The 18,170-nt window shown below is 62.0% G+C and carries 19 protein-coding genes; 15 read left to right on the top strand and 4 right to left on the bottom strand.

Features of this window, described 5'->3' with window-relative positions:
- The first annotated feature begins 47 nt into the window (after positions 1 to 47).
- The 14 genes from gspF to ISS99_RS03725 all read left to right on the top strand — a co-directional run bounded on the left by gspF (position 48) and on the right by ISS99_RS03725 (position 14,791).
- Positions 48 to 1,265, top strand: coding sequence for a type II secretion system inner membrane protein GspF (gspF, locus tag ISS99_RS03790; protein WP_204630254.1), 1,218 nt, complete (start codon positions 48 to 50; stop codon positions 1,263 to 1,265).
- Between the two features lie 63 nt (positions 1,266 to 1,328).
- Complete coding sequence (gspG, locus tag ISS99_RS03785; protein ID WP_204630253.1) at positions 1,329 to 1,769, top strand: type II secretion system major pseudopilin GspG; 441 nt, start codon at positions 1,329 to 1,331, stop codon at positions 1,767 to 1,769.
- Between the two features lie 101 nt (positions 1,770 to 1,870).
- On the top strand, positions 1,871 to 2,380 hold the full coding sequence (locus tag ISS99_RS03780; RefSeq protein ID WP_425490425.1) for a GspH/FimT family pseudopilin: 510 nt from the start codon (positions 1,871 to 1,873) through the stop codon (positions 2,378 to 2,380).
- Positions 2,377 to 2,799, top strand: coding sequence for a type IV pilus modification PilV family protein (locus ISS99_RS03775; RefSeq protein ID WP_204630251.1), 423 nt, complete (start codon positions 2,377 to 2,379; stop codon positions 2,797 to 2,799). The genes ISS99_RS03780 and ISS99_RS03775 overlap by 4 nt, the downstream gene beginning before the upstream one ends.
- Complete coding sequence (locus tag ISS99_RS03770) at positions 2,796 to 3,464, top strand: prepilin-type N-terminal cleavage/methylation domain-containing protein (protein WP_204630250.1); 669 nt, start codon at positions 2,796 to 2,798, stop codon at positions 3,462 to 3,464. The genes ISS99_RS03775 and ISS99_RS03770 overlap by 4 nt, the downstream gene beginning before the upstream one ends.
- Positions 3,461 to 4,330 carry a type II secretion system minor pseudopilin gene (locus ISS99_RS03765; RefSeq protein ID WP_204630249.1) on the top strand — a complete coding sequence of 290 codons (870 nt, stop codon included), beginning with the start codon at positions 3,461 to 3,463 and terminating at the stop codon, positions 4,328 to 4,330. Before ISS99_RS03770 ends, ISS99_RS03765 begins: the two co-directional genes overlap by 4 nt.
- Entirely contained in the window at positions 4,327 to 5,487 is a 1,161-nt protein-coding gene (locus ISS99_RS03760) for a PilN domain-containing protein (protein ID WP_204630248.1), read from the top strand. Before ISS99_RS03765 ends, ISS99_RS03760 begins: the two co-directional genes overlap by 4 nt.
- Entirely contained in the window at positions 5,484 to 6,137 is a 654-nt protein-coding gene (gene gspM / locus ISS99_RS03755) for a type II secretion system protein GspM (RefSeq protein ID WP_204630247.1), read from the top strand. Before ISS99_RS03760 ends, gspM begins: the two co-directional genes overlap by 4 nt.
- A complete protein-coding gene (locus ISS99_RS03750) occupies positions 6,134 to 6,859 on the top strand; it encodes a general secretion pathway protein GspN (protein ID WP_204630246.1) in 726 nt (241 codons plus the stop codon). Before gspM ends, ISS99_RS03750 begins: the two co-directional genes overlap by 4 nt.
- Positions 6,860 to 6,862: 3 nt before the next feature.
- Positions 6,863 to 9,295 carry a type II secretion system secretin GspD gene (gene gspD, locus ISS99_RS03745; protein ID WP_204630245.1) on the top strand — a complete coding sequence of 811 codons (2,433 nt, stop codon included), beginning with the start codon at positions 6,863 to 6,865 and terminating at the stop codon, positions 9,293 to 9,295.
- 291 nt (positions 9,296 to 9,586) lie between these two features.
- On the top strand, positions 9,587 to 9,811 hold the full coding sequence (locus ISS99_RS03740; RefSeq protein ID WP_204630244.1) for a hypothetical protein: 225 nt from the start codon (positions 9,587 to 9,589) through the stop codon (positions 9,809 to 9,811).
- A complete protein-coding gene (locus tag ISS99_RS03735) occupies positions 9,808 to 9,963 on the top strand; it encodes a hypothetical protein (protein ID WP_204630243.1) in 156 nt (51 codons plus the stop codon). The genes ISS99_RS03740 and ISS99_RS03735 overlap by 4 nt, the downstream gene beginning before the upstream one ends.
- Before the next feature lie 1,604 nt (positions 9,964 to 11,567).
- Positions 11,568 to 14,072: an ATP-dependent helicase HrpB gene (gene hrpB / locus ISS99_RS03730; RefSeq protein ID WP_204630242.1), complete on the top strand. Its 2,505-nt coding sequence runs from the start codon at positions 11,568 to 11,570 to the stop codon at positions 14,070 to 14,072.
- A 458-nt stretch (positions 14,073 to 14,530) separates the two neighbouring features.
- Positions 14,531 to 14,791, top strand: a complete 261-nt coding sequence (locus ISS99_RS03725) for an XAC0095 family protein (protein ID WP_204630241.1) — start codon at positions 14,531 to 14,533, stop codon at positions 14,789 to 14,791.
- An 84-nt stretch (positions 14,792 to 14,875) separates the two neighbouring features.
- Here the strand turns inward: ISS99_RS03725 and ISS99_RS03720 are convergent, their stop codons facing one another.
- The 4 genes from ISS99_RS03720 to ISS99_RS03705 form a co-directional block, all read right to left on the bottom strand.
- Positions 14,876 to 15,208 (bottom strand): hypothetical protein, encoded by a 333-nt coding sequence (locus tag ISS99_RS03720; protein WP_204630240.1) that lies wholly within the window; start codon positions 15,206 to 15,208, stop codon positions 14,876 to 14,878.
- A 176-nt stretch (positions 15,209 to 15,384) separates the two neighbouring features.
- A complete protein-coding gene (locus ISS99_RS03715) occupies positions 15,385 to 15,570 on the bottom strand; it encodes a hypothetical protein (protein ID WP_204630239.1) in 186 nt (61 codons plus the stop codon).
- A gap of 78 nt (positions 15,571 to 15,648) precedes the next feature.
- A complete protein-coding gene (locus ISS99_RS03710; protein WP_204630238.1) occupies positions 15,649 to 15,984 on the bottom strand; it encodes a hypothetical protein in 336 nt (111 codons plus the stop codon).
- Between the two features lie 183 nt (positions 15,985 to 16,167).
- Positions 16,168 to 17,148: an NAD-dependent epimerase/dehydratase family protein gene (locus tag ISS99_RS03705; RefSeq protein WP_204630237.1), complete on the bottom strand. Its 981-nt coding sequence runs from the start codon at positions 17,146 to 17,148 to the stop codon at positions 16,168 to 16,170.
- A gap of 91 nt (positions 17,149 to 17,239) precedes the next feature.
- Between ISS99_RS03705 and ISS99_RS03700 the strand changes: the two genes are divergently transcribed.
- The gene (locus ISS99_RS03700) at positions 17,240 to 18,163 is read left to right on the top strand and encodes a LysR family transcriptional regulator (protein ID WP_204630236.1); all 924 of its coding nucleotides are present in this window, start codon (positions 17,240 to 17,242) and stop codon (positions 18,161 to 18,163) included.
- The last annotated feature ends 7 nt before the right edge of the window (positions 18,164 to 18,170 follow it).

Below are 18,170 nucleotides of genomic sequence, written 5' to 3'. Positions count from 1 at the left end.
CTCTCCCCGCAGGGGAGAGGAGGCGAACGCGAAGAGCTGTTTCCTTTATGAGCCAGTTCCGCTACCGCGCCGTCAGTGCCACCGGCGAAATCATGCAGGGACAGATGGAGGCGTCCAGCCTCGATGAAGTGATCGTGCGCCTGCAGGATCAGGGCCACACGCCGCTGGAAGCCAAACCCGCCGATGCCGCCGGGGAAGGCGGCGGTTTCGCCGGCCTGTTCAAGCGCGGTCCGTTCAGCGGCGATCAGCTGGCGCAGTTCACCCATCAGCTCGCCACCCTGCTGGGTGCGGGGCAGCCGCTGGATCGCGCGCTGGGCATTCTCTTGGACCTGCCCGAGGGCGAACACGCCAAGAAACTGATTGAGCGCGTGCGCGACCGCGTGCGCGGCGGTACGCCGTTGTCGCAGGCGCTGGATGAAGAGCACGGCGTTTTTCCCAAGCTGTACATCGCGCTGGTGCGCGCCGGCGAAGTCGGCGGTTCGCTGGAAGATACGCTGCGCCGGTTGGCCGATTACCTGGAACGCAGCCAGCAATTGCGCGGCAGCATCATCAATGCGCTGATCTATCCGGCGTTCCTGATGGTCGGCGTGCTGGGTTCGCTGCTGCTGTTGCTGACCTATGTCGTGCCGCAGTTCGTGCCGATCTTCCAGGACATGCAGGTACCGATTCCGTGGATCACCCGCGCCGTGCTGTTGCTGGGCACCACCTTGCAGGACTGGTGGTGGCTGATCGCGGTGCTGATCATCGGCGGCGCGTTCGTGTGGCGCGCACGCATGCGCGATCCCGCCATGCGCATGGCCTGGCACGAACGCCTGCTCAAGATGCGCCTGGTCGGCCCGCTGGTGCTGAAGGTGGAAACCGCGCGCCTGGCCCGCACGCTCGGCACCCTGGTGAAAAACGGCGTGCCCTTGCTCTCCGCGTTGGGCATTGCGCGCATGGTCACGTCCAACAAGGCCTTGGACGAATCGCTGGTCCAGGCCACCGACATGGTCAAGGGCGGCAACGGACTCAGCCTGGCGCTGGCGCATTCGCAGCGCTTTCCGCGGCTGGCCATCCAGATGGTGCAGGTGGGCGAGGAGGCGGGGCAACTGGACACCATGCTACTGAAGGTGGCCGACACCTTCGAGCTGGAAAGCCGCCGCTCCATCGATCGCCTGCTCGCTGCGCTGGTGCCCGCGCTCACCATCGTCATGACGGTATTCGTGGCCATCATCATGGCGGCCATCCTGCTGCCGTTGCTCAGCCTTACCAGCAACATTCAATGATCGGCTTCGTCCGATCGGCGTACCCCTGTCGTTCACGCTACAAGAAAACGGAGAAATGCATCCATGCAGTACAGATATCCGCGAACCCGGCAACTGCGTAACCCTTCCCGCAGCGCCGGCTTCACCTTGCTGGAAATGCTGGCGGTCATCGTGCTGATCGGCATCGTAGGTGCCATCGTGGTGCGCCAGGTCGGCAGCAGCGTGGACAAGGGCAAGTACGGCGCGGGCAAGGCACAGGTCACCACGCTCAGCCAGGCCATCGACAGCTATGCCCTGGACAACGGTTCGCCGCCGGCACAGTTGCAGGATCTGGTAACCAAGCCCGCCAACGCCAACAACTGGCAGGGACCGTACGTGAAGCCTTCGCAGTTGAAGGATCCGTGGGGCCACGACTTTGGCTACAAATATCCCGGCGAACACGGCAATTACGACCTGATTTTTTATGGGCGCGATGGCAAGCCGGGCGGCGAAGGGTATGACGCCGACGTGGGGAACTGGCAGTAATGAACGGGGAACGGGTAACGGGGAACGGGGAACGTGATGGGGCGCTGCCTCATCGCGTGATTCGTGCCCGTTCCTCTTTTGGGAAAAACGATTCGTCGAACGTGGGAGTGCGCGCGGTATCGCGCAAATCTTTGCGTTCCCCGTTACCCGTTTCCCTGCGGCACACCCAGCGCGCCTTCACCCTGCTGGAAATGCTCGCCGTCATCATCCTGATCGGCATCGCGGCGGCAGCCGTATCGATCTCGGTGGCACGCGGCCTGGCCAGTGCGCGCATCAACGCAGCGGCCGGCGAGATCGCCGCATCGCTGCGCGCCACGCGCACGCAGGCGATCGTGCATGGCCAGCCGAGTACGTTCCAGATCGACGTGCGCGGCGACAGTTACCAGGGTGTGGACAAGCGCAGCGTGCGCCTGCCCAAGGGCCTGGACGTGGAAGTGACCAGCGCCACCAAGGATCAGAGTGGCGGCGACGTGGCGCGCATTCGCTTCTTTCCCGATGGCAGCTCCACCGGCGGGCGCATCACCTTGCGCAGCGGCAAGCGCGAATGGCACGTCAACGTGTCCTGGCTGACCGGCGCGATCACGTTCTTCGACACGGCGGCACATTCATGAGCACGCCGCCTCGCCGCCATCGCGGCTTCAGCTTGCTCGAAGTGATCGCGGCCATCCTGCTGTTGGCGGTTACCTTCGGCGCCTTGATGGAAGTGGCGGGCGGATCGATCCGCCTCTCGCAGAACGCGTCAGAACACACCCAGGCGGCATTGTGGGCGCGCTCGCTGCTGGATACGCGCTTCGCGCTCGATCCCATCCAGACCGGCGTTACCGAAGGGCACTTCGACAATCACTACCGCTGGCGCCTGCAGGTAACCCCGTGGGTAGCGCCGGGTGTGCAACCCGCTGCCAACGCCAGCGCCATGCAGATGTACCGGCTCGACCTCGACGTGATGTGGGGCTCGGCACCCTTCGAGCGCAAGGCGCATTTCAGCACGCTGCGCATCGGCAGCCCCAACAACGCGACTCCTTCGCTATGAAGCGCGCAGCCGGTTTCACCTTGCTGGAAGTCCTCGGCGCGCTGATGCTGATGGCGCTGTTGCTGCTGGGCGTGTATTCGGGCGTGCGCTCGGCCACCCACACGGTGCAGGCCGGCACGCTGAAAATCGAGCAGCTGGATCAGGTGCGTTCCGCGCAAATGTTTTTGCGCCGCGAGTTGGAGCAGGCGATGACGCAGGCCATCGCGCACGACGACAACAATAACAATATCTATTTCATCGGCAGCAGCAACGAAATGCAGTTCGTGGCGCCGCTGCCCGGCTATCTCGGTGTGAGCGGCCCGCAGATCGTCGACGTGAAACTGGTTTCCGACGGCGACAAAGGCAAGCAATTGGTGGCGAGCCTGGCGGTGCTTCCGCCGGATGGCAGCAAGCCCAAGCCGTTGGGCGATCCACAGGTGCTGCTCGATGGCATCGTCGACGGCGGTTTCAGCTATCGCGGTCTGGATCAGCAAGGCAAGCTGATGGATTGGCAGAGCGACTGGAAATTCGCCGGCAACATGCCCAATGTGGTCACCATCAAGCTGGCGTTGCGCAACGGCCGCGAGTGGCCGCTGCTAAGTGCGCCGTTGCGCGTGAATGCGGCAGCCTCGCAGGCGCCGGGCAATCTGCTGCGCGGCTTGCACGGTCCGGGAGTCGGACCATGAAGCGCGCGCAACGCGGGGTCGCCCTGTTGGTGGTGATGTGGGCGTGCACGCTGCTTGCCATCCTGCTCGGCGGCTATGCGGTGCTGGCGCATACCGAAGGTTTGCAGGCCAGTTATCAGTTTCAGCAGACGCGCGCGCACTATGCGGCGGAGGCGGGTGTGATGCGTGCGATCTATGCGCTGCAGGCGCCGAACATCAATGATCGCTGGGTGGCCGACGGTCGCGTTTATCCGTTCGCCTTCGAGGGCGCGAAGATTGCGGTCTCGGCAGTTTCCGAAAACGGCAAGGTGGACCTCAATGCCGCCTCGCCCGACGTGCTCACCAATCTCTTTCGCAACGCCGGCGTGGATGCACAGCACGCCGCGGCCATCGCCCAGGCTGTCGTCGACTGGCGCAGTTTCCCCATGACCCCGCAACAGGTGGCGCAGCGTGCCGCCGTCTATACGGCAGCCGGGCGCGACTACGGTCCGCGCAATGCACCCTTCGCCAGCGTGGAGGAGTTGCAGATGGTGCTGGGGGTAACGCCGGCGATCTACCAGGCGGTTGCGCCTTACGTCACGATTTGGTCGGGTCGTGCCACTCCGGATCCGAGCACGGCGCCATTGCTTGCGCTAGCCTCCATTCCGCCCGGCATGAACCTGCAACAGGCGGCGGCGATGATAGCCGCGCGCCCCGGCAACGCCGCTGCGAATGCAGGCGGGGTAGGGCTGGTCGCAAACAATGGCATCACGCATAGTATTCGGTCGGAGGCCGTGCTCGCCGATGGAACGCGTGCGGTATTGCGCGCCACCGTGCGCTTGCAAGGGTTTCGGCCCGGTTCGCAAGCTTTTGCGGTGCTGCGCTGGCAAGAGGGAGATGGGGAGTGAATTCCGCTACGCAGACACTGCGACCGCAGTTGGAACGTGTACGCCGCGCCTGGCGCGGGTCGCCTTTGCCGGCCTTTCTGGACTGGTGGAGCGGTGAGCTGCGCACCTTGCTGCCGGTACGCTGGCAGGGTTTCTTCAGCGGCGGCAACGTGTGGTGCCTGTTGCGGCACGACAATGGCGAGTGGCAGGTTCGCCGCAGCGGCCAGCCGCAGGCATCGGCGCCGTGGAGCGATGCTCTCGACGCGCCCTCGCAACAGTCCGCGTTGGGTGCCGCCGTAGCCGGCGTGGACAGCCAGGATTTGCGCCTGGCCCTGTGCCTGCCGCAGGAGCTGGTACTGCGCCGCCGCCTGCTGTTGCCCGACGCGGCGCGCGACAATCTGCGCCAGATCGGCGCCTTTGAAATGGATCGCCAGACGCCGTTTCGCACTGATCAGGTGTACTACGACCTGCGCGAGCTGCCCGGCCCGGCGCCATCCGGGCGCATCGCCGCCGAGCTGATTGCCACGCCGCGTGCGGTGGTCGATGCACGGCTCGATCTGCTGCGCCATGCCGGCATCGCCATCGATGCCGTGGATCTGTGTGAGGGCGACAAGCGGCTGGGTGTGAACCTGTTGCCGCCGGGTGTGGCACGCGTGCATCGCGATCCGCGCCGCCGCTTGAACCTTGCGCTGGCCGGCGCCGCCGCACTGCTGTTGTTGCTGAGTCTCGGACAGTGGCTGCACAACCGCGACGATGCCTTGGCCGCCATGCAGACGCAGGTCGACGACATGCACGCCGACGCGCAAAAAGTTTCCGAGCTGCGCAAGCAACTGGAAGACAGCGCCGGCGCATCCGGCTTCCTCGCGCGGCGCAAGACCGATACCGTGGCCGTGGTCGACATACTGCAGGATCTCACCACGCGCATTCCCGACGACACCTGGCTGGAACGCTTTACCGTCGACAGCAGCGGACACGTCGGCATGCAGGGACAAAGCGCCAAGGCCGCATCGCTGATCGACGCACTGCAGAGCAGCAAGCTCCTCACCGGTGCCAATTTCCAGGGCGTGATCCAGCGCGATCCCGCGACCAACAAGGAGCGCTTCTTCATGGATGCGCAAGTGCGTGCGCCCAGCAATGCCAAGCCGGCGGCGAGCAGCAGCACGGGAGCGGCGCGATGAACATGCGCCCGATGAAACCGTTGGAAAGCCGCCTGGCCGCCATCGGCTTGCTGCTGCTGGTCGTGCTGCTGGCGTATTTCGTGTTGCTGCATTGGTGGTTCGTCGCGCCGCTGCGCGACGTCGACAGCCAGATGGACGATTTGCGCGATACGCAAAGCCGCTATGCCGCCGCCATTGCGGAAAAACCGCAACTGCAAAAGCGCCTGGCCGAGCTGGGGCACGACCAGGCCGACAGCAGCACCTTTCTGCCGGAAAGCGATCCCAACGCGGCGGCAGCCGGCCTGATGCAGCGTGTGGTCGACGACGCCGCCGCCCACGCACAGGAAGGCAGCTGCGAAGTCAGCCAGAAGATGCCGGTACCCAATCCCACCACTGTCTCCAGCGATCCCTATCGCAAGGTGGTGGTGAGCATCAGCCTGCACTGCGACATGCAGCCATTGGTCGGCCTGCTGTACACGCTGGAAAAGGGCAAGCCGTATCTGTTCGTGCAGGATTTCAGCGTCTACCGCAATCCGCTGATGAACACGCAGAAAGGCGGGGGCGTGCCGCTGGAGGTGCAGTTCACCCTGGCCGGTTATGTCAATGCGCCCGCCAATGCGCCCGGGGCCAATGCGAACGGCGACAACGCGACGGGAGACGATGCGCAATGAATGCCGCCTCCCAGCGCCGTCTCACGCCCATGGTCGGCACCGCCGCCGCCGTGCTTGGCGTCGCCTTTCTTTCCCTGCTGTTCGGCGTCGGTCATGGCGTGAGCTGGAATGCGCCACGCGAAACGCCGCCGCTGCCTGCCGTGCACAACGTCGCCCTGCCTACGCCACCCGCCTTGCCTAGCTACGCGCAGGTGTGGGAGCACCCGTTGTTCAGCAGCGACCGCAAGCCGATCGTATCCAGCGGGGGCGACTCCGGCGGCGTAAGCCTGGGCGACCTGCAGCTCACCGGCATCATTCTCACCCCGTCCCTGCACATGGCCCTGCTGGGCCCGATCCACCCCAGCACCAACAAGGACGACGACAGCAGCCAGGAAGTGCGGGTGAAGGAGGGCAGCAACGTGCCTGATACCCCCTGGAAACTGATCAGGGTGCTGCCGCGTTCGGCCATATTTGCCTCCTCCAGCGGCCGTACGGAACTAAAATTGCCGGCCGGTGCACCCATAGATCAGCCTGCAGCGCCAGGGGCGATTCCGATGAATCGACCGCCCGGCACGCCCCCCGGCCCCGGACGGCCGATGCCAAATCGCGCCATGATGCAACCGTCGCCGGCCGGCCCGATGCCTCCGCCGAACGACGTGCAGGCACAACGACTACAAAAACTCAGGGCCGCCATTCTTAAGCAGCGTTCCCAGCAAGCCGGAAACGCTCAGGGAGAACATTGATTCATGACACACGTGCGCACGCAGTTTTACCGACGCCAAGGCTTGCAGGTCAGCGCCATTGCGCTCGCCGTTTTCCTGAGTGGCTGCGCGGCCAACAAGCCGCTGACCCAGCCCGATCTTTCGCTGGAGCGCGAAGCCGTCGCGGGCACCGAAAAGCCGGCGCCGCAGCCCGAGCAGCTCAATAACAGCCTCGGCAACACCACTCCTGCGCCGCCGGTCGCCAGCATCAGCACCGGCAGTGGCCGGTTCGTGCGCCCGACCGGCCTGTCGACGCCGCGTCCGGCTGCCACCGGTAGCGGCGCCGTCACCTTCAACTTCGAAAACCAGCCGGTGCAGGCGGTGGTGAAGGCGATCCTGGGCGACCTGCTGCAACAGAACTACACGATCGTGCCGGGCGTGCAAGGCAATATTTCCTTCTCCACCTCCGAACCGGTGGACAGCAGCCAGGCAATGCCGATCCTGGAAACGCTGCTGTCGTGGACCCACAACGCGCTGATCAAGACCAACGGCCGCTACGTGGTGATGCCCGAAAAGGATGCCGTGCAAGGTAACGTTGCCCCGAGCCTCGGCGCCGTGGCGCCCGCCGGCGGCATGCAGGCGCGCCTGTTCCCGCTGCATTACATCGCCGCCGACCAGATGCAAAAACTGCTGAAGCCGTTTGCGCGCCCCGATTCGATTCTGCTGGTCGACAACGCGCGCAACGTCATCGTGGTGGCCGGCACACCGGATGAACTGGCCAACTACGACCGCACCGTGCGCACCTTCGACGTCGACTGGCTCAAGGGCATGTCGGTCGGCGTATTCAATCTGCAGCACGCCACCGTCGAAGACCTGATGCCGCAACTGGACAGCATGTTCGGTGCGAAAGGCGATACGCCGCTGGCCGGCATGCTGCGCTTCATTCCGATCAAGCGCACCAACGCGCTGGTGGTGATCAGCACGCAGCCCAACTACCTCAGCGAAGTGGGCGAATGGATCGCCAAGATTGATTTGGGCGGTGGCAACGAGCCGCACCTCTACGTGTATGACGTGCGCAACATCAATGCGTCGGATCTGGCGCACTACCTCGCGATGATCTACACCGACAACGGCGGTAGCGGCGGCAGCGACCGTGGCGGCGCCGTCGCACCGGGCATGGGCGGTGGCACCACCTTGGGCGTCGGCAACAATGCATCGGGCTCGAGCAGTGGCATGGGCAGCAGCGCCGGCAGCTTCGGTAGTTCGACGACGGGTGGCCTGTCCAGCGGTCTCGGTAGCTCGACCGGGGGCAGCAGCTACCCGTCAAGCTCCGGCACGGGCAGCAGCAGTGCTTTCGGTAGCTCATCCTCGTTGACCGGTGGTACCGGCGGTAGCACCGGTGTCAGCGGCGTCGGCATGAATGGTGGCTTGTCCAACAACAACAACCAGGACCAGGGCTACAGCTCCAAAGACGGCAGCATTCGCATCAGCTCGGTGGATGCCAACAATCAGTTGCTGGTGCGCGCACGTCCGGCACAATGGGAAGAGATTCTCGGCGCCGTCAAACAGCTCGACGTGCCGCCGCTGCAAGTGCAGATCGAAACGCGCGTGTTCGAGGTGGATCTGGTCGGCGACCTCCAGTACGGCGTGCAGTGGTACCTGCAAGGTTTGGCGGGCGGTACGCAAAACGGCGATAGCTATACCCCGGGTAATCCGAATGCGCACCGCATGATTGGCCTGGGTGGTGGCTTCGGCGCCACGTCAAATTCCAATTCGACCAACACCTATAGTGGTCAGCCGTTCTTCTATTCTTTCTTGAGTTCGAACGGCAAATTCCAGGTCGCCGTCAACGCACTGGAAAGCAGTCAAAACACCAAGACGTTGTCGGCGCCTTCGCTGGTCGTTCTAAACAATCAGGTCGCGCACATCCAGGTCGGTAATCAGATTCCGGTCAACCAGACCTACTACGTCGGGGTGGGTGGGAGCAGCGAGCCGACCACCGCGGGCCAGGTGCAATACATCCCCACCGGCATCATTCTGGACGTGCAGCCGCGCGTGAATCCCGGTGGATTGGTCTATCTCAACATCGATCAACAAGTCAGCCAGACTACCTCGGCCACGCCCAATGCGCAGGGCAACTACACCATCCAGCAGCGCCAAGTGGCCACCCAACTCGGCGTGCAGAACGGGCAGACTGTCTTGCTCGGTGGCTTGATCGAGCAACAGAACGCCGATAACGGCTCGGGCGTGCCGCTGTTGAGCGATATTCCGGTGCTGGGCAAGTTGTTCGGTTCGACGGGCAAGAGCAAGACCCGCACCGAACTGATCGTATTGATCACCCCGCGCGTGATCACCAACAGCGAAGACGCCAAGCAAATCACCGAAGACTACCAGAGCGGCTTCGAGTCGCTGGCGCCGTTGCGGCCGCGTACCACCACGGCTGAGCCGACGACCACCGTCACCAATCCGTACCACTAACGGTACCGCTCACGTGCATGCCTCCCCGCGAGGCATGCACGCTGCGCATAGGTCCATGGCGGCACCGGAATTATCATCGCGCGCATTACCGTGCCGATGTTCCTGATATTCGCCGCGTGCCCGCCGCACAGCGGCAGCTCGTGCTGGAGGTGCCGCCTGGCGCCGCCCCCCCTAGGTTTCGCTGGCGCTGCTCGCTGAGCCCTGGCTGCAAGGCACCAAGATTGTGATGCTAGAGCCGCGCTGCATCGCTACGCGGCAGCGCGGTGCATAGCGTGGCAGTTGGATGAGGCGGTGGACTATCGCATTCGCTTCGAATTGAGGATGTGTGCGGTCACGCTCATCAAAGTGGTGACCGTGGGCACTTTCACGCGGCTGATCCAGGAGTATCCCAAACTCAACGGCATCGGCGCGATCCAGTTCGACGAATTCCACGAGCGCCATCTTGCCAGCGATGTCGGTGCGGCCTTGGTGTTGGATATCCAGGGCAAGCTACGGCCGGATCTGCGCATCGTATGATGTTGACCGAGCTGGACTGCGCGCGTGTGGCCCAGTGGCTGGATGCGCCACGCACCAGCAGCCAGGGGGGTGGCTTTCCGGTGCGCGTCGACTACCCGTCGGCACGCTCGCAGGAAAACGTGGAGCATTATCTGGCGCGCATCGTGTGGTAGTCGCTGGAAGAAAATGACGGCGACGTGCTCGCGTTCCTGCTTGTCCGACGTGAAGTCGACCTGATGCAGGGCGTGCTCGCGCAAACAGTTCGGCGCGACGATGTGGACATGCTCACGACGATCACGAACGGTTAGCCCATTCCGGGCAACGAAAGCCCTGCGGCCAACGTACGCGGTACAACGCGCGGCAGTATTTGGCTTCCGTGCCGTACCAGCTCATAAACTCTATCAGCGACAGAGGCCACTAGAACCGCATCGGGTTGATCGCCACGATGTCCTTCCTCGTTGGAAAGGATGCCGTCGTCCACGAATAACATCTCAAATCATCCGATTTGGAGCTGAGAGTCGTGGCTAATCAGGAGAGATGATTTCTTTGTAGGGAATTTCTGAAATGTCGCGTTTTATTGTGTATTTCATAGAAAGTGTCTGGCAAAAAAACACAATTACAGTCGACGCGATCCTGGTCCTATATAGGTAGCGTCTGGAGTATTGTCTTCGCATAAATGAATGATTGAGTCTGAGGAATTAAAGAGTCGACAAAGGAAGGTGGAGCGTGAAAACATTCAAGCGTGAATGTATGTCGGTCCTAGTGGTTGCATCATTGTTAACGTGTTCGTTGCCATTGCTGTCATACGCAGGCGAAAATGCCTACGACTTTTCTAAGTTCAGGCCGAATTACATCTTGTCGGGATGTAGCGGCCGCACATCTACACCAAACGGGTACGTCTGGACTTCTGTCCAGCATGCTGCTTCGTGTGGAGGGCCTGGCCACGAAATGCTGCTTCTAATTTACGAAAGCTATTTTGATAAGCCAGTGGGCTCTTCAATCCGAGTATGTTCCAACTTGAATATACCTGAGGGTTGGTCATTAAGTAGTCCGACCAAAGGTCTCAGTTGTACATTCAATGGATTAGTAGTGTCCCAATGGGTGATTACGCGAATCTACTAATTAGAACTGTCTAATTGGACGTGTCTGATGAGTGACGATAAACCTGTTCTTCCATTGAAGATGGCATTGTCGTGAGTAGGTCCCGGATTCGGTGACTTAACAATTGGATGATTCAATTAAAAAGGATGGTGTTGATATGCGTGCGAAAAAAGCAAAATTAGCATTTGCTGCTGTCATTTCCTTCGTATCCATTTATGCGACGTCTTCGATTGCTCAAAGTACGACTGATCCACAAGTCGTTCCTTTGATTCGGCCTCTGTATACGCTGGTTAGCTGTACTCTTACTCCACCTGCTGGTTATGTGTGGAGTGGGGTGAGGCAAAATGCACTTTGCGGTAACGTAGGTCAGGCAGCGGTGGAATACGTTTTTGAAAGCTACTTTGACAAACCAGTGGGGACGACATTGCAGATATGTTCCGCAAATTTTGTACCCGCCGGATGGTTTATAATTCCAAATGTGGGCACGCTAGGTCCGTGTAAACAGTATTGGACCATCATTCGAAATAGCTAATAGCTAATAGCTAATAGCTAATAGCTTTGCGTAAGTAATTGAGGGCGTCTCTCGATAAAGTTCGGGGCGCCCTCGACGTTTGGATTTGTGTTCAAATGGAGAGGATCGGGCGTTTTATTAGGTCGCTGGACTACCATAGCGAACATGACCGCGCCCAATTTTCCGATCAACTCGCTACTGCCTGATATTCAAGCAGGCCTAACTTCTCTACAAAGGCTCGTGCTGGAGGCGCCGCCTGGCGCCGGCAAAACCACGCAAGTTCCACTCGCTTTGCTCAATGCCGAATGGCTGAGCGACAAGAAAATTGTGATGCTCGAACCGCGCCGCATCGCCGCGCGGGCGGCGGCGCAGTTCATGGCGCAGCAATTGGGCGAGCAGGTTGGGCAGACGGTCGGCTATCGCATTCGCTTCGAATCGAAGGTGAGTGCGGCGACGCGGATCGAGGTGGTGACCGAGGGCATTCTTACGCGCCTGATCCAGGATGATCCCGAACTCACCGGCATCGGCGCGATCCTGTTCGACGAATTCCACGAAAGGCACCTGGCCGGCGATCTCGGTGCAGCCTTGGCGCTGGATATCCAGGGCACGCTGCGGCCGGATCTGCGTATTGTGGTGATGTCGGCCACGCTGGATGGCGAGCGCATTGCGCAGTGGCTGGATGCGCCGCGGCTTAGCAGCCCCGGACGCAGTTTTCCGGTACGGGTGGAATATCCGCCGGCGCGCACGCAGGAAAGCGTGGAGCATCACCTGGCGCGCGTGGTGCGGCAGGCGCTGGAGGAAAACGACGGCGACGTGCTGGCGTTCCTGCCTGGCCGCCGCGAAATTGCCAGGGTGCAAAGCGTGCTCTCGCAATCGTTGCAGCGTGAGGATGTAGAAATCGTCGCGCTGCATGGCGAGCTGTCGCTGAGCGAGCAACAGTTGGCGCTGGCGCCGGCGGAATTCGGCACACGACGCGTGGTGCTGGCGACCAACGTTGCCGAATCCAGCGTCACCTTACCTGGCATCCGCACCGTGGTGGATGCCGGACTGGCACGTGAGCCGCGCTTCGACCCCAATTCCGGCTTCACCCGACTGGAAACGGTAAACATTTCCCAGGCTTCGGCCGATCAGCGCGCCGGCCGTGCGGGGCGTGTCGCGGAAGGTACGGCGTATCGGCTGTGGCCGCAGAGTCGTCGACTGGACCCGTCGCGCACGGCGGAAATTACCCAGGCGGAACTGTCCGGGCTGGCGCTGGAATTGGCGGCGTGGGGCAGTGCCAGCCTGCCGTGGCTGGATGCGCCGCCTGCGGGCGCGTTGGCGCAGGCGCGCGAACTGCTGAGCAGGCTTGGTGCACTCGATGCGCAAGAGCGCATCACGCCCTTGGGACGTCGCATGCTGGAGCTGGGCGCTACGCCACGCCTTGGTGCGGCCGCTACGTGTGCGCCGGAAACGTTGCATGCGTTGATTGCCGATCTGCTTGCCTTGATGGATGCGCGCTCGCCGATGCGCGGAGAAGCGTCACGTAGCGACGACTTCCGCGTACGCGTCAACGCACTGCATGCGTGGCGCGATCGCCGCAGCGCTACCGGCCAGCATGGCGGTGTCGATGCCGGTGCGCTGGCAGCGATCGAGCAAGCCAGCAAAGGCTGGCGCCGTCGCTTGGACGTACGCAGTGCCGCAAGCGGCGTGCCGCACAGTCACGCGGTGGGCGATCTGCTGCTGCATGCTTTCCCTGATCGCATTGCGCGCCAGGATGAAAGCAATCCTTTGCGCTATACCTTGGCCAACGGCCGTGGTGCGCGTTTGCACGAACAGACGGCCTTGTTGGGTGAACCATGGCTGGTGGTGCTGGACCTGCGCCACGAAGCACGCGACAGCCTGATACTTTCCGCCGCGCCGCTCGATCCGCGCATTCTCGAACAAGACTATCCCGCGCAATTCCAGCGCGTGCGCAACGTACGCTGGAACGACGAACGCGCCGCCGTGGAAGCCTTCGAGGAGCGCCGCTTCGGCGCCATCGTGCTGGAACGCCGCAGCGTGCCCGTGCAGGCGGAAGATGCGATCCCGGCATTGCTCGCCGCCATTCGCAACCGCGGCCTGGATGCCTTGCCCTGGAGCGAAGCTGCGCGGCGCTTGCGCCTGCGCATGCAATCGCTGCGCGCGTGGATGCCGGAGCTCGATCTGCCGGATGTCTCCGACGAGCACCTGCTCGACACGTTGCAGCACTGGCTGGCGCCCTACCTGCAAGGCAAGCGCAAACTGGATGCGTTGTCGGAAGAGGATCTTTCGCAGGCGCTCGCAGCGCTGTTCGACTACGAGCAGCGCCGCCAACTCGATGCCCACGCGCCCGACAGCCTGACCGTGCCCAGCGGCCAGACGCGCCGCTTGGAATACAGCCCCGGCGAAGCGCCCGTACTCGCGGTCAAGCTGCAAGAGCTGTTCGGCCTCGCCGATACGCCGAGCGTGGCAGGCGGGCGCATTCCGGTAACGCTGCATCTGTTGTCCCCGGCTGGGCGCCCGATCCAGGTGACGCAGGACCTCAAGGGCTTCTGGGAGCGCACCTACCCGGAAGTGAAAAAGGAATTGAAGGGACGCTATCCCAAGCATCCCTGGCCGGACGATCCGTGGACGGCCACGCCCACGCACCGCGCCAAGCCGCGCGGTACCTGATGCCGTCGAGCCGCGGCGCGCTTTCCGCAAAAGCGATAGCGCTTGCGGGGTTTATTCCTATCACTCCATCCGTAAGCGCCGACATACAGCCGCTCGCGAAAGTAGGAAATTGGTGACGTCGGGCGTGCTCCGCGTTTTTCAGGAAATCGCACGCCCGACGTATGAAGTGAAGTGCGCGGATCGCAAGAGTTAGCGCTCGAACGATCCGCTGGCCACCACCAACTTAAGCGGAGTTGATCATGGTTAAACCCATCATACGGCACCGATGCACTGCCGCATCTTTCCCCTGCCACATTTCGAGTCACTTCACACGCGTCCGGACAGGGCGACGTCGGGCCAACCCGGGTAGCGGATAAAACGATATCGGCCGGTATTGCTTTTCCGTGCAGGATTTTTCCTGCAACCCATCACGCCGTGTGCAATGCACGGCGTGACTTAACCCTCATGGAGTGACGACAATGGCCAAGCGCCACAACGAGGACGCCACGGCGTCCGGCTATCTGCTGACCGAAAAAAACTATCTGCGATTGGAAAAGGTCCGCGATCAACTGCTGCTGATCGCCAACTTCATCACCGCCGTCACGCAGGAAGAAGAGGACATTCCCCTACAAGTAACACGCAGCGCCTTCAGTCAATGCCTGGAAGGTTTTGCCGACCAGATCGATGTGGCATTGACGACAACGGAATGGCGAAGACGCGCCAACCGTAGGCTGGGTTAGCGCAGCGTAACCCAGCAGTAGCGATCGGGACGTCAGGTGACCCTAGGATCAATACCGGGGCAACCCCATGGCACTCCGTGGTAGTCAATGCAGCGAAATGGTCACCAGCCTGGCCTTGGTCGATGCGTATTCCGCGTAATGGTCCAGTACGTCTTTGGGTACTTCCTGTCCGACCTTGGAAAGCTGAACGTGGTGGACGTGGTAATGGCCCTGGTCGATGGACTTGGCGGAATCCAACGCGATTGTGGAAGACGTCGGGGTTGCTTCGCCGATGGCTCCATGAAACGTGATGATGTGGGTCGGATCGGCAAATGCCGCGACTTGAAACGACAGCCCAGTCAAGAGGCCAAAGATTGCGGGAGTCAGAAAACGCTTGCGCGGAGCAGTCTTGGTAATTCCATGGGGTGCTGCTTTCATCGTTCTTTCCTTCGATTGATGAGGTGATTGGAATCCAGGTGGCGAACGACAAGCCAGGAAATCGTTTGCTGCTGTCGAGCGCATCAATACGCCCTATCGCTTTTTTCCGTAATGACGGTGCGTGGCGTGTCACGCAGGAAACGTCGACGCCACAAAACGGAACGTGTCCGATCGACTCAGTCCACGTGCGCCACACTGCTTTGCGAAGGCATGCAGCCGATCACCGTCAATGTCGTGCGCAATGCATCATACAGTGGGGTGTACGGGCGGCTGCTTAGGAACGCGACGAGTTTGCGATCATCCTGTTGCGCAGGCGAATTCCACAGATGGCGCATTTTGCGCAGTTCACGCAGCGTCATCATGAAGGGTGCGCGCGGCGACCGAAATGTCGGGTTGCCCTCGGATCTATTTCGGGGCAACCCCATGGCATGCCGTGGCGGTCAACGCAACGAAATAGTCACCAGCCTGGCCTTGTGTGGCGCGTATTCGGCGTAATAGTCCAATACGCCTTTGGGAACGACTTCCTCGCCGACTTTGGAAACCTGATCCTGGTCGACGCGATACTGGCCGCGATCAACGGACTTGGCTGAATTCAATGCAATCGTGGAAAAGTTAGGCGTTGCTTCGCTGATGGCCCCATGGAACGTGATGATGTTGATCGGCTCGGCAAGTGCCGCACCTTGAAACGACAGGCCAGACAGCAGCCCAAAGATAGTGGTGGTCAGGAAGCGCTTGCGCGGAGCAGTCTTGGTAATCCCATGGGTTGCTGCTTTCATCGTTTCGTCCTTCGATTGATGGGGTGAATGGAATCTAGGTGGCGAACGACAAGCCAAGAAATCGTTTGTTGCTATCGAGTGCATCGGTGCGCTCTATCGTTCTCGTTTTTTTTCCGCAATGACGGTGCATGGCGTGTCATGCGGGAAACACCGGTTCCAAAAATCGGAACGCGTCCTATCCACTCACGCCACGTGTGCAGCAGTGCGTTGCGAAGGCATGCAGCCGATCGCCGTCAGTGTCGTCCGCAAAGCTTCGTCCAGCGGGGTGTACGGACGGCCGCCGAGAAACGCGACGAGTTTGCGGTCATCCAGTTGCGCCGGCGATTTCCACAAGTAGCGCATCTTGCGCAGTTCGCGCAGCGTCACCATGAAGGGCGCAAGCGCGGCCGTCATCCACCATGGAAAGTAGCCGGCGGCAATCTGCGGCTTGCCGGCCGAGCGGCGTACGGCTTCCAGCATCGCGTGGCCATCGAGCCAGAAGCCGCCGAAGTGGAACCGCTCGAAATTCGCCAGCTCTTGCTCGCGCTCCAGCAGCAGGGCGATGGTTTCGGCGACATCCGGCAGGTAAGCCCACGCGTGGCCAAGCGCATAGTCGCCGGGATATTGCATGGTCTTCACCTCCGAACCCGCCTTGACCAGGCCCTGGGAAAACCAGGTATTGCCGGCATGCGGCCCGATGAAGTCGCCACAGCGCAGGATCAGGCTGCGAACGCCGGAGGTTGCGGCATCCGCCAGGTGACGTTCCATCTCCACGCGGATCTCGCCTTTGCGCGTCTGCGGGTGTTGCGGGGAATCTTCACGCAGCAGCGGAAACGCATCGGGACCGTAGTTGTAGATCGTGCCGGGCAAGACGACGCGCGCATGATTGGCCCTCGCCGCTTCGATGGTGTTGTCCATCATCGGCAGCACAAGTTTGTCCCAGTCGCGATAGCCGGGCGGATTGACCGCGTGCACGATCGCCGCAACGCCTTGCGCGGCGCTCAATACATCGGCTGCGCTCATCGCATCGCCCTTGATCCAGGTAATGCCCTGCTGTTGGTTTTCCGGCGGCAGCGCACGCACCAGGGCGCGCACCTGCCAGCCGTGGCGCAGCAGCGCCAGGCAGGATTCGCGGCCGATGCCGCCGTTCGCGCCGATCACCAGAACTGTCTTGGATGCTTGCATGAGGGTGTCCTCCGTTGGAATGGACACAGTCTGGGTGGCGGGCAGGTAAAAGAAAATTGCCTAATAGCGTTGATCTGCTATACAAATATGTATGACTAAGACCGAGCCCGGCTGGGAGCTGTACCGTTCGTTTCTCGCAGTGATGCGCGAGGGAAGCCTGTCCGGCGCCGCGCGCGCCCTGGGCATGACCCAGCCCAGCCTGGGGCGGCACATCCGCGAACTGGAGGAAAGCCTCGGCGTGCCGCTGTTCGCCCGCTCGCCGCAAGGATTGAGCCCCACCGATCTGGCGCACGAGCTGGCCGCCCATGCGCAGGCCATGGCTTCGGCCTCGGCGGCGCTGCGCCGTGCCGCCACCACGCGGCAGGATGCCATTGCGGGCGTAGTGAGGATTGCCGCGAGCGTGATGGTCGGCGCCGAGGTGCTGCCGCCGATCCTGGCGGCGTTCCGGCAACAGCACCCGGGCATCGTGATCGAGCTGTCGCTATCCAATCAGCAGGAAGACCTGTTGCGGCGCGATGCCGACATCGCCATCCGCATGGCCCGCCCCACGCAGGAGGCGCTGGTGGCGCGCCACGTCGGCAAGATAGCGCTGGGCTTCTTTGCACACCGGCAATACCTGCAAGCGAACGGGCGACCGAAGACCGTCGCAGACCTGGTCAGTCACGCCTTGATCGGCTTCGATAAGGAAACCCCGTTTATCCGCAGCATGCGTCCGGCCGGCATGCCCTACGCGCGGGAAAACTTTGCCTTGCGCACGGATAACGACCTGGCGGCGGTGGCGGCCATTCGTGCCGGTTATGGCATCGGCATATGCCAGGTCGGCATCGCGCGACGCGATCCGGCGCTGGTGCAGCTATTGCCGGACGCCTTTGCCTTGAACATGGATACCTGGGTGGTCATGCACGAAGACCTGCGCCGCAGCGTGCGCGTGCACACGCTCTACGACCATCTCTGCGACGCCATGATCGACTACGTGAAGCAAGCCAGCGCGCCGCGGGCAAGGCGCAAACCATAGCTGCGCG

It is taken from the genome of Dyella mobilis (assembly GCF_016904945.1).
In the GTDB taxonomy this organism is placed as follows: domain Bacteria; phylum Pseudomonadota; class Gammaproteobacteria; order Xanthomonadales; family Rhodanobacteraceae; genus Dyella_B; species Dyella_B mobilis.
This window is presented reverse-complemented; position numbering and strand designations above follow the sequence as displayed.

Bases quoted from the DNA above. Each gene is read 5' to 3' on its own strand.
- ISS99_RS03775 (WP_204630251.1), top strand. From the start codon at position 2,377: ATGAGCACGCCGCCTCGCCGCCATCGCGGCTTCAGCTTGCTCGAAGTG.
- ISS99_RS03710 (WP_204630238.1), bottom strand. From the start codon at position 15,984: ATGAAAGCAGCAACCCATGGGATTACCAAGACTGCTCCGCGCAAGCGC.
- ISS99_RS03770 (WP_204630250.1), top strand. From the start codon at position 2,796: ATGAAGCGCGCAGCCGGTTTCACCTTGCTGGAAGTCCTCGGCGCGCTG.
- gspF (WP_204630254.1), top strand. From the start codon at position 48: ATGAGCCAGTTCCGCTACCGCGCCGTCAGTGCCACCGGCGAAATCATG.
- hrpB (WP_204630242.1), top strand. From the start codon at position 11,568: ATGACCGCGCCCAATTTTCCGATCAACTCGCTACTGCCTGATATTCAA.
- ISS99_RS03715 (WP_204630239.1), bottom strand. From the start codon at position 15,570: ATGATGACGCTGCGTGAACTGCGCAAAATGCGCCATCTGTGGAATTCG.
- ISS99_RS03700 (WP_204630236.1), top strand. From the start codon at position 17,240: ATGACTAAGACCGAGCCCGGCTGGGAGCTGTACCGTTCGTTTCTCGCA.
- gspD (WP_204630245.1), top strand. From the start codon at position 6,863: ATGACACACGTGCGCACGCAGTTTTACCGACGCCAAGGCTTGCAGGTC.
- ISS99_RS03750 (WP_204630246.1), top strand. From the start codon at position 6,134: ATGAATGCCGCCTCCCAGCGCCGTCTCACGCCCATGGTCGGCACCGCC.
- ISS99_RS03705 (WP_204630237.1), bottom strand. From the start codon at position 17,148: ATGCAAGCATCCAAGACAGTTCTGGTGATCGGCGCGAACGGCGGCATC.
- gspM (WP_204630247.1), top strand. From the start codon at position 5,484: ATGAACATGCGCCCGATGAAACCGTTGGAAAGCCGCCTGGCCGCCATC.
- ISS99_RS03720 (WP_204630240.1), bottom strand. From the start codon at position 15,208: ATGAAAGCAGCACCCCATGGAATTACCAAGACTGCTCCGCGCAAGCGT.
- gspG (WP_204630253.1), top strand. From the start codon at position 1,329: ATGCAGTACAGATATCCGCGAACCCGGCAACTGCGTAACCCTTCCCGC.
- ISS99_RS03725 (WP_204630241.1), top strand. From the start codon at position 14,531: ATGGCCAAGCGCCACAACGAGGACGCCACGGCGTCCGGCTATCTGCTG.
- ISS99_RS03735 (WP_204630243.1), top strand. From the start codon at position 9,808: ATGATGTTGACCGAGCTGGACTGCGCGCGTGTGGCCCAGTGGCTGGAT.
- ISS99_RS03765 (WP_204630249.1), top strand. From the start codon at position 3,461: ATGAAGCGCGCGCAACGCGGGGTCGCCCTGTTGGTGGTGATGTGGGCG.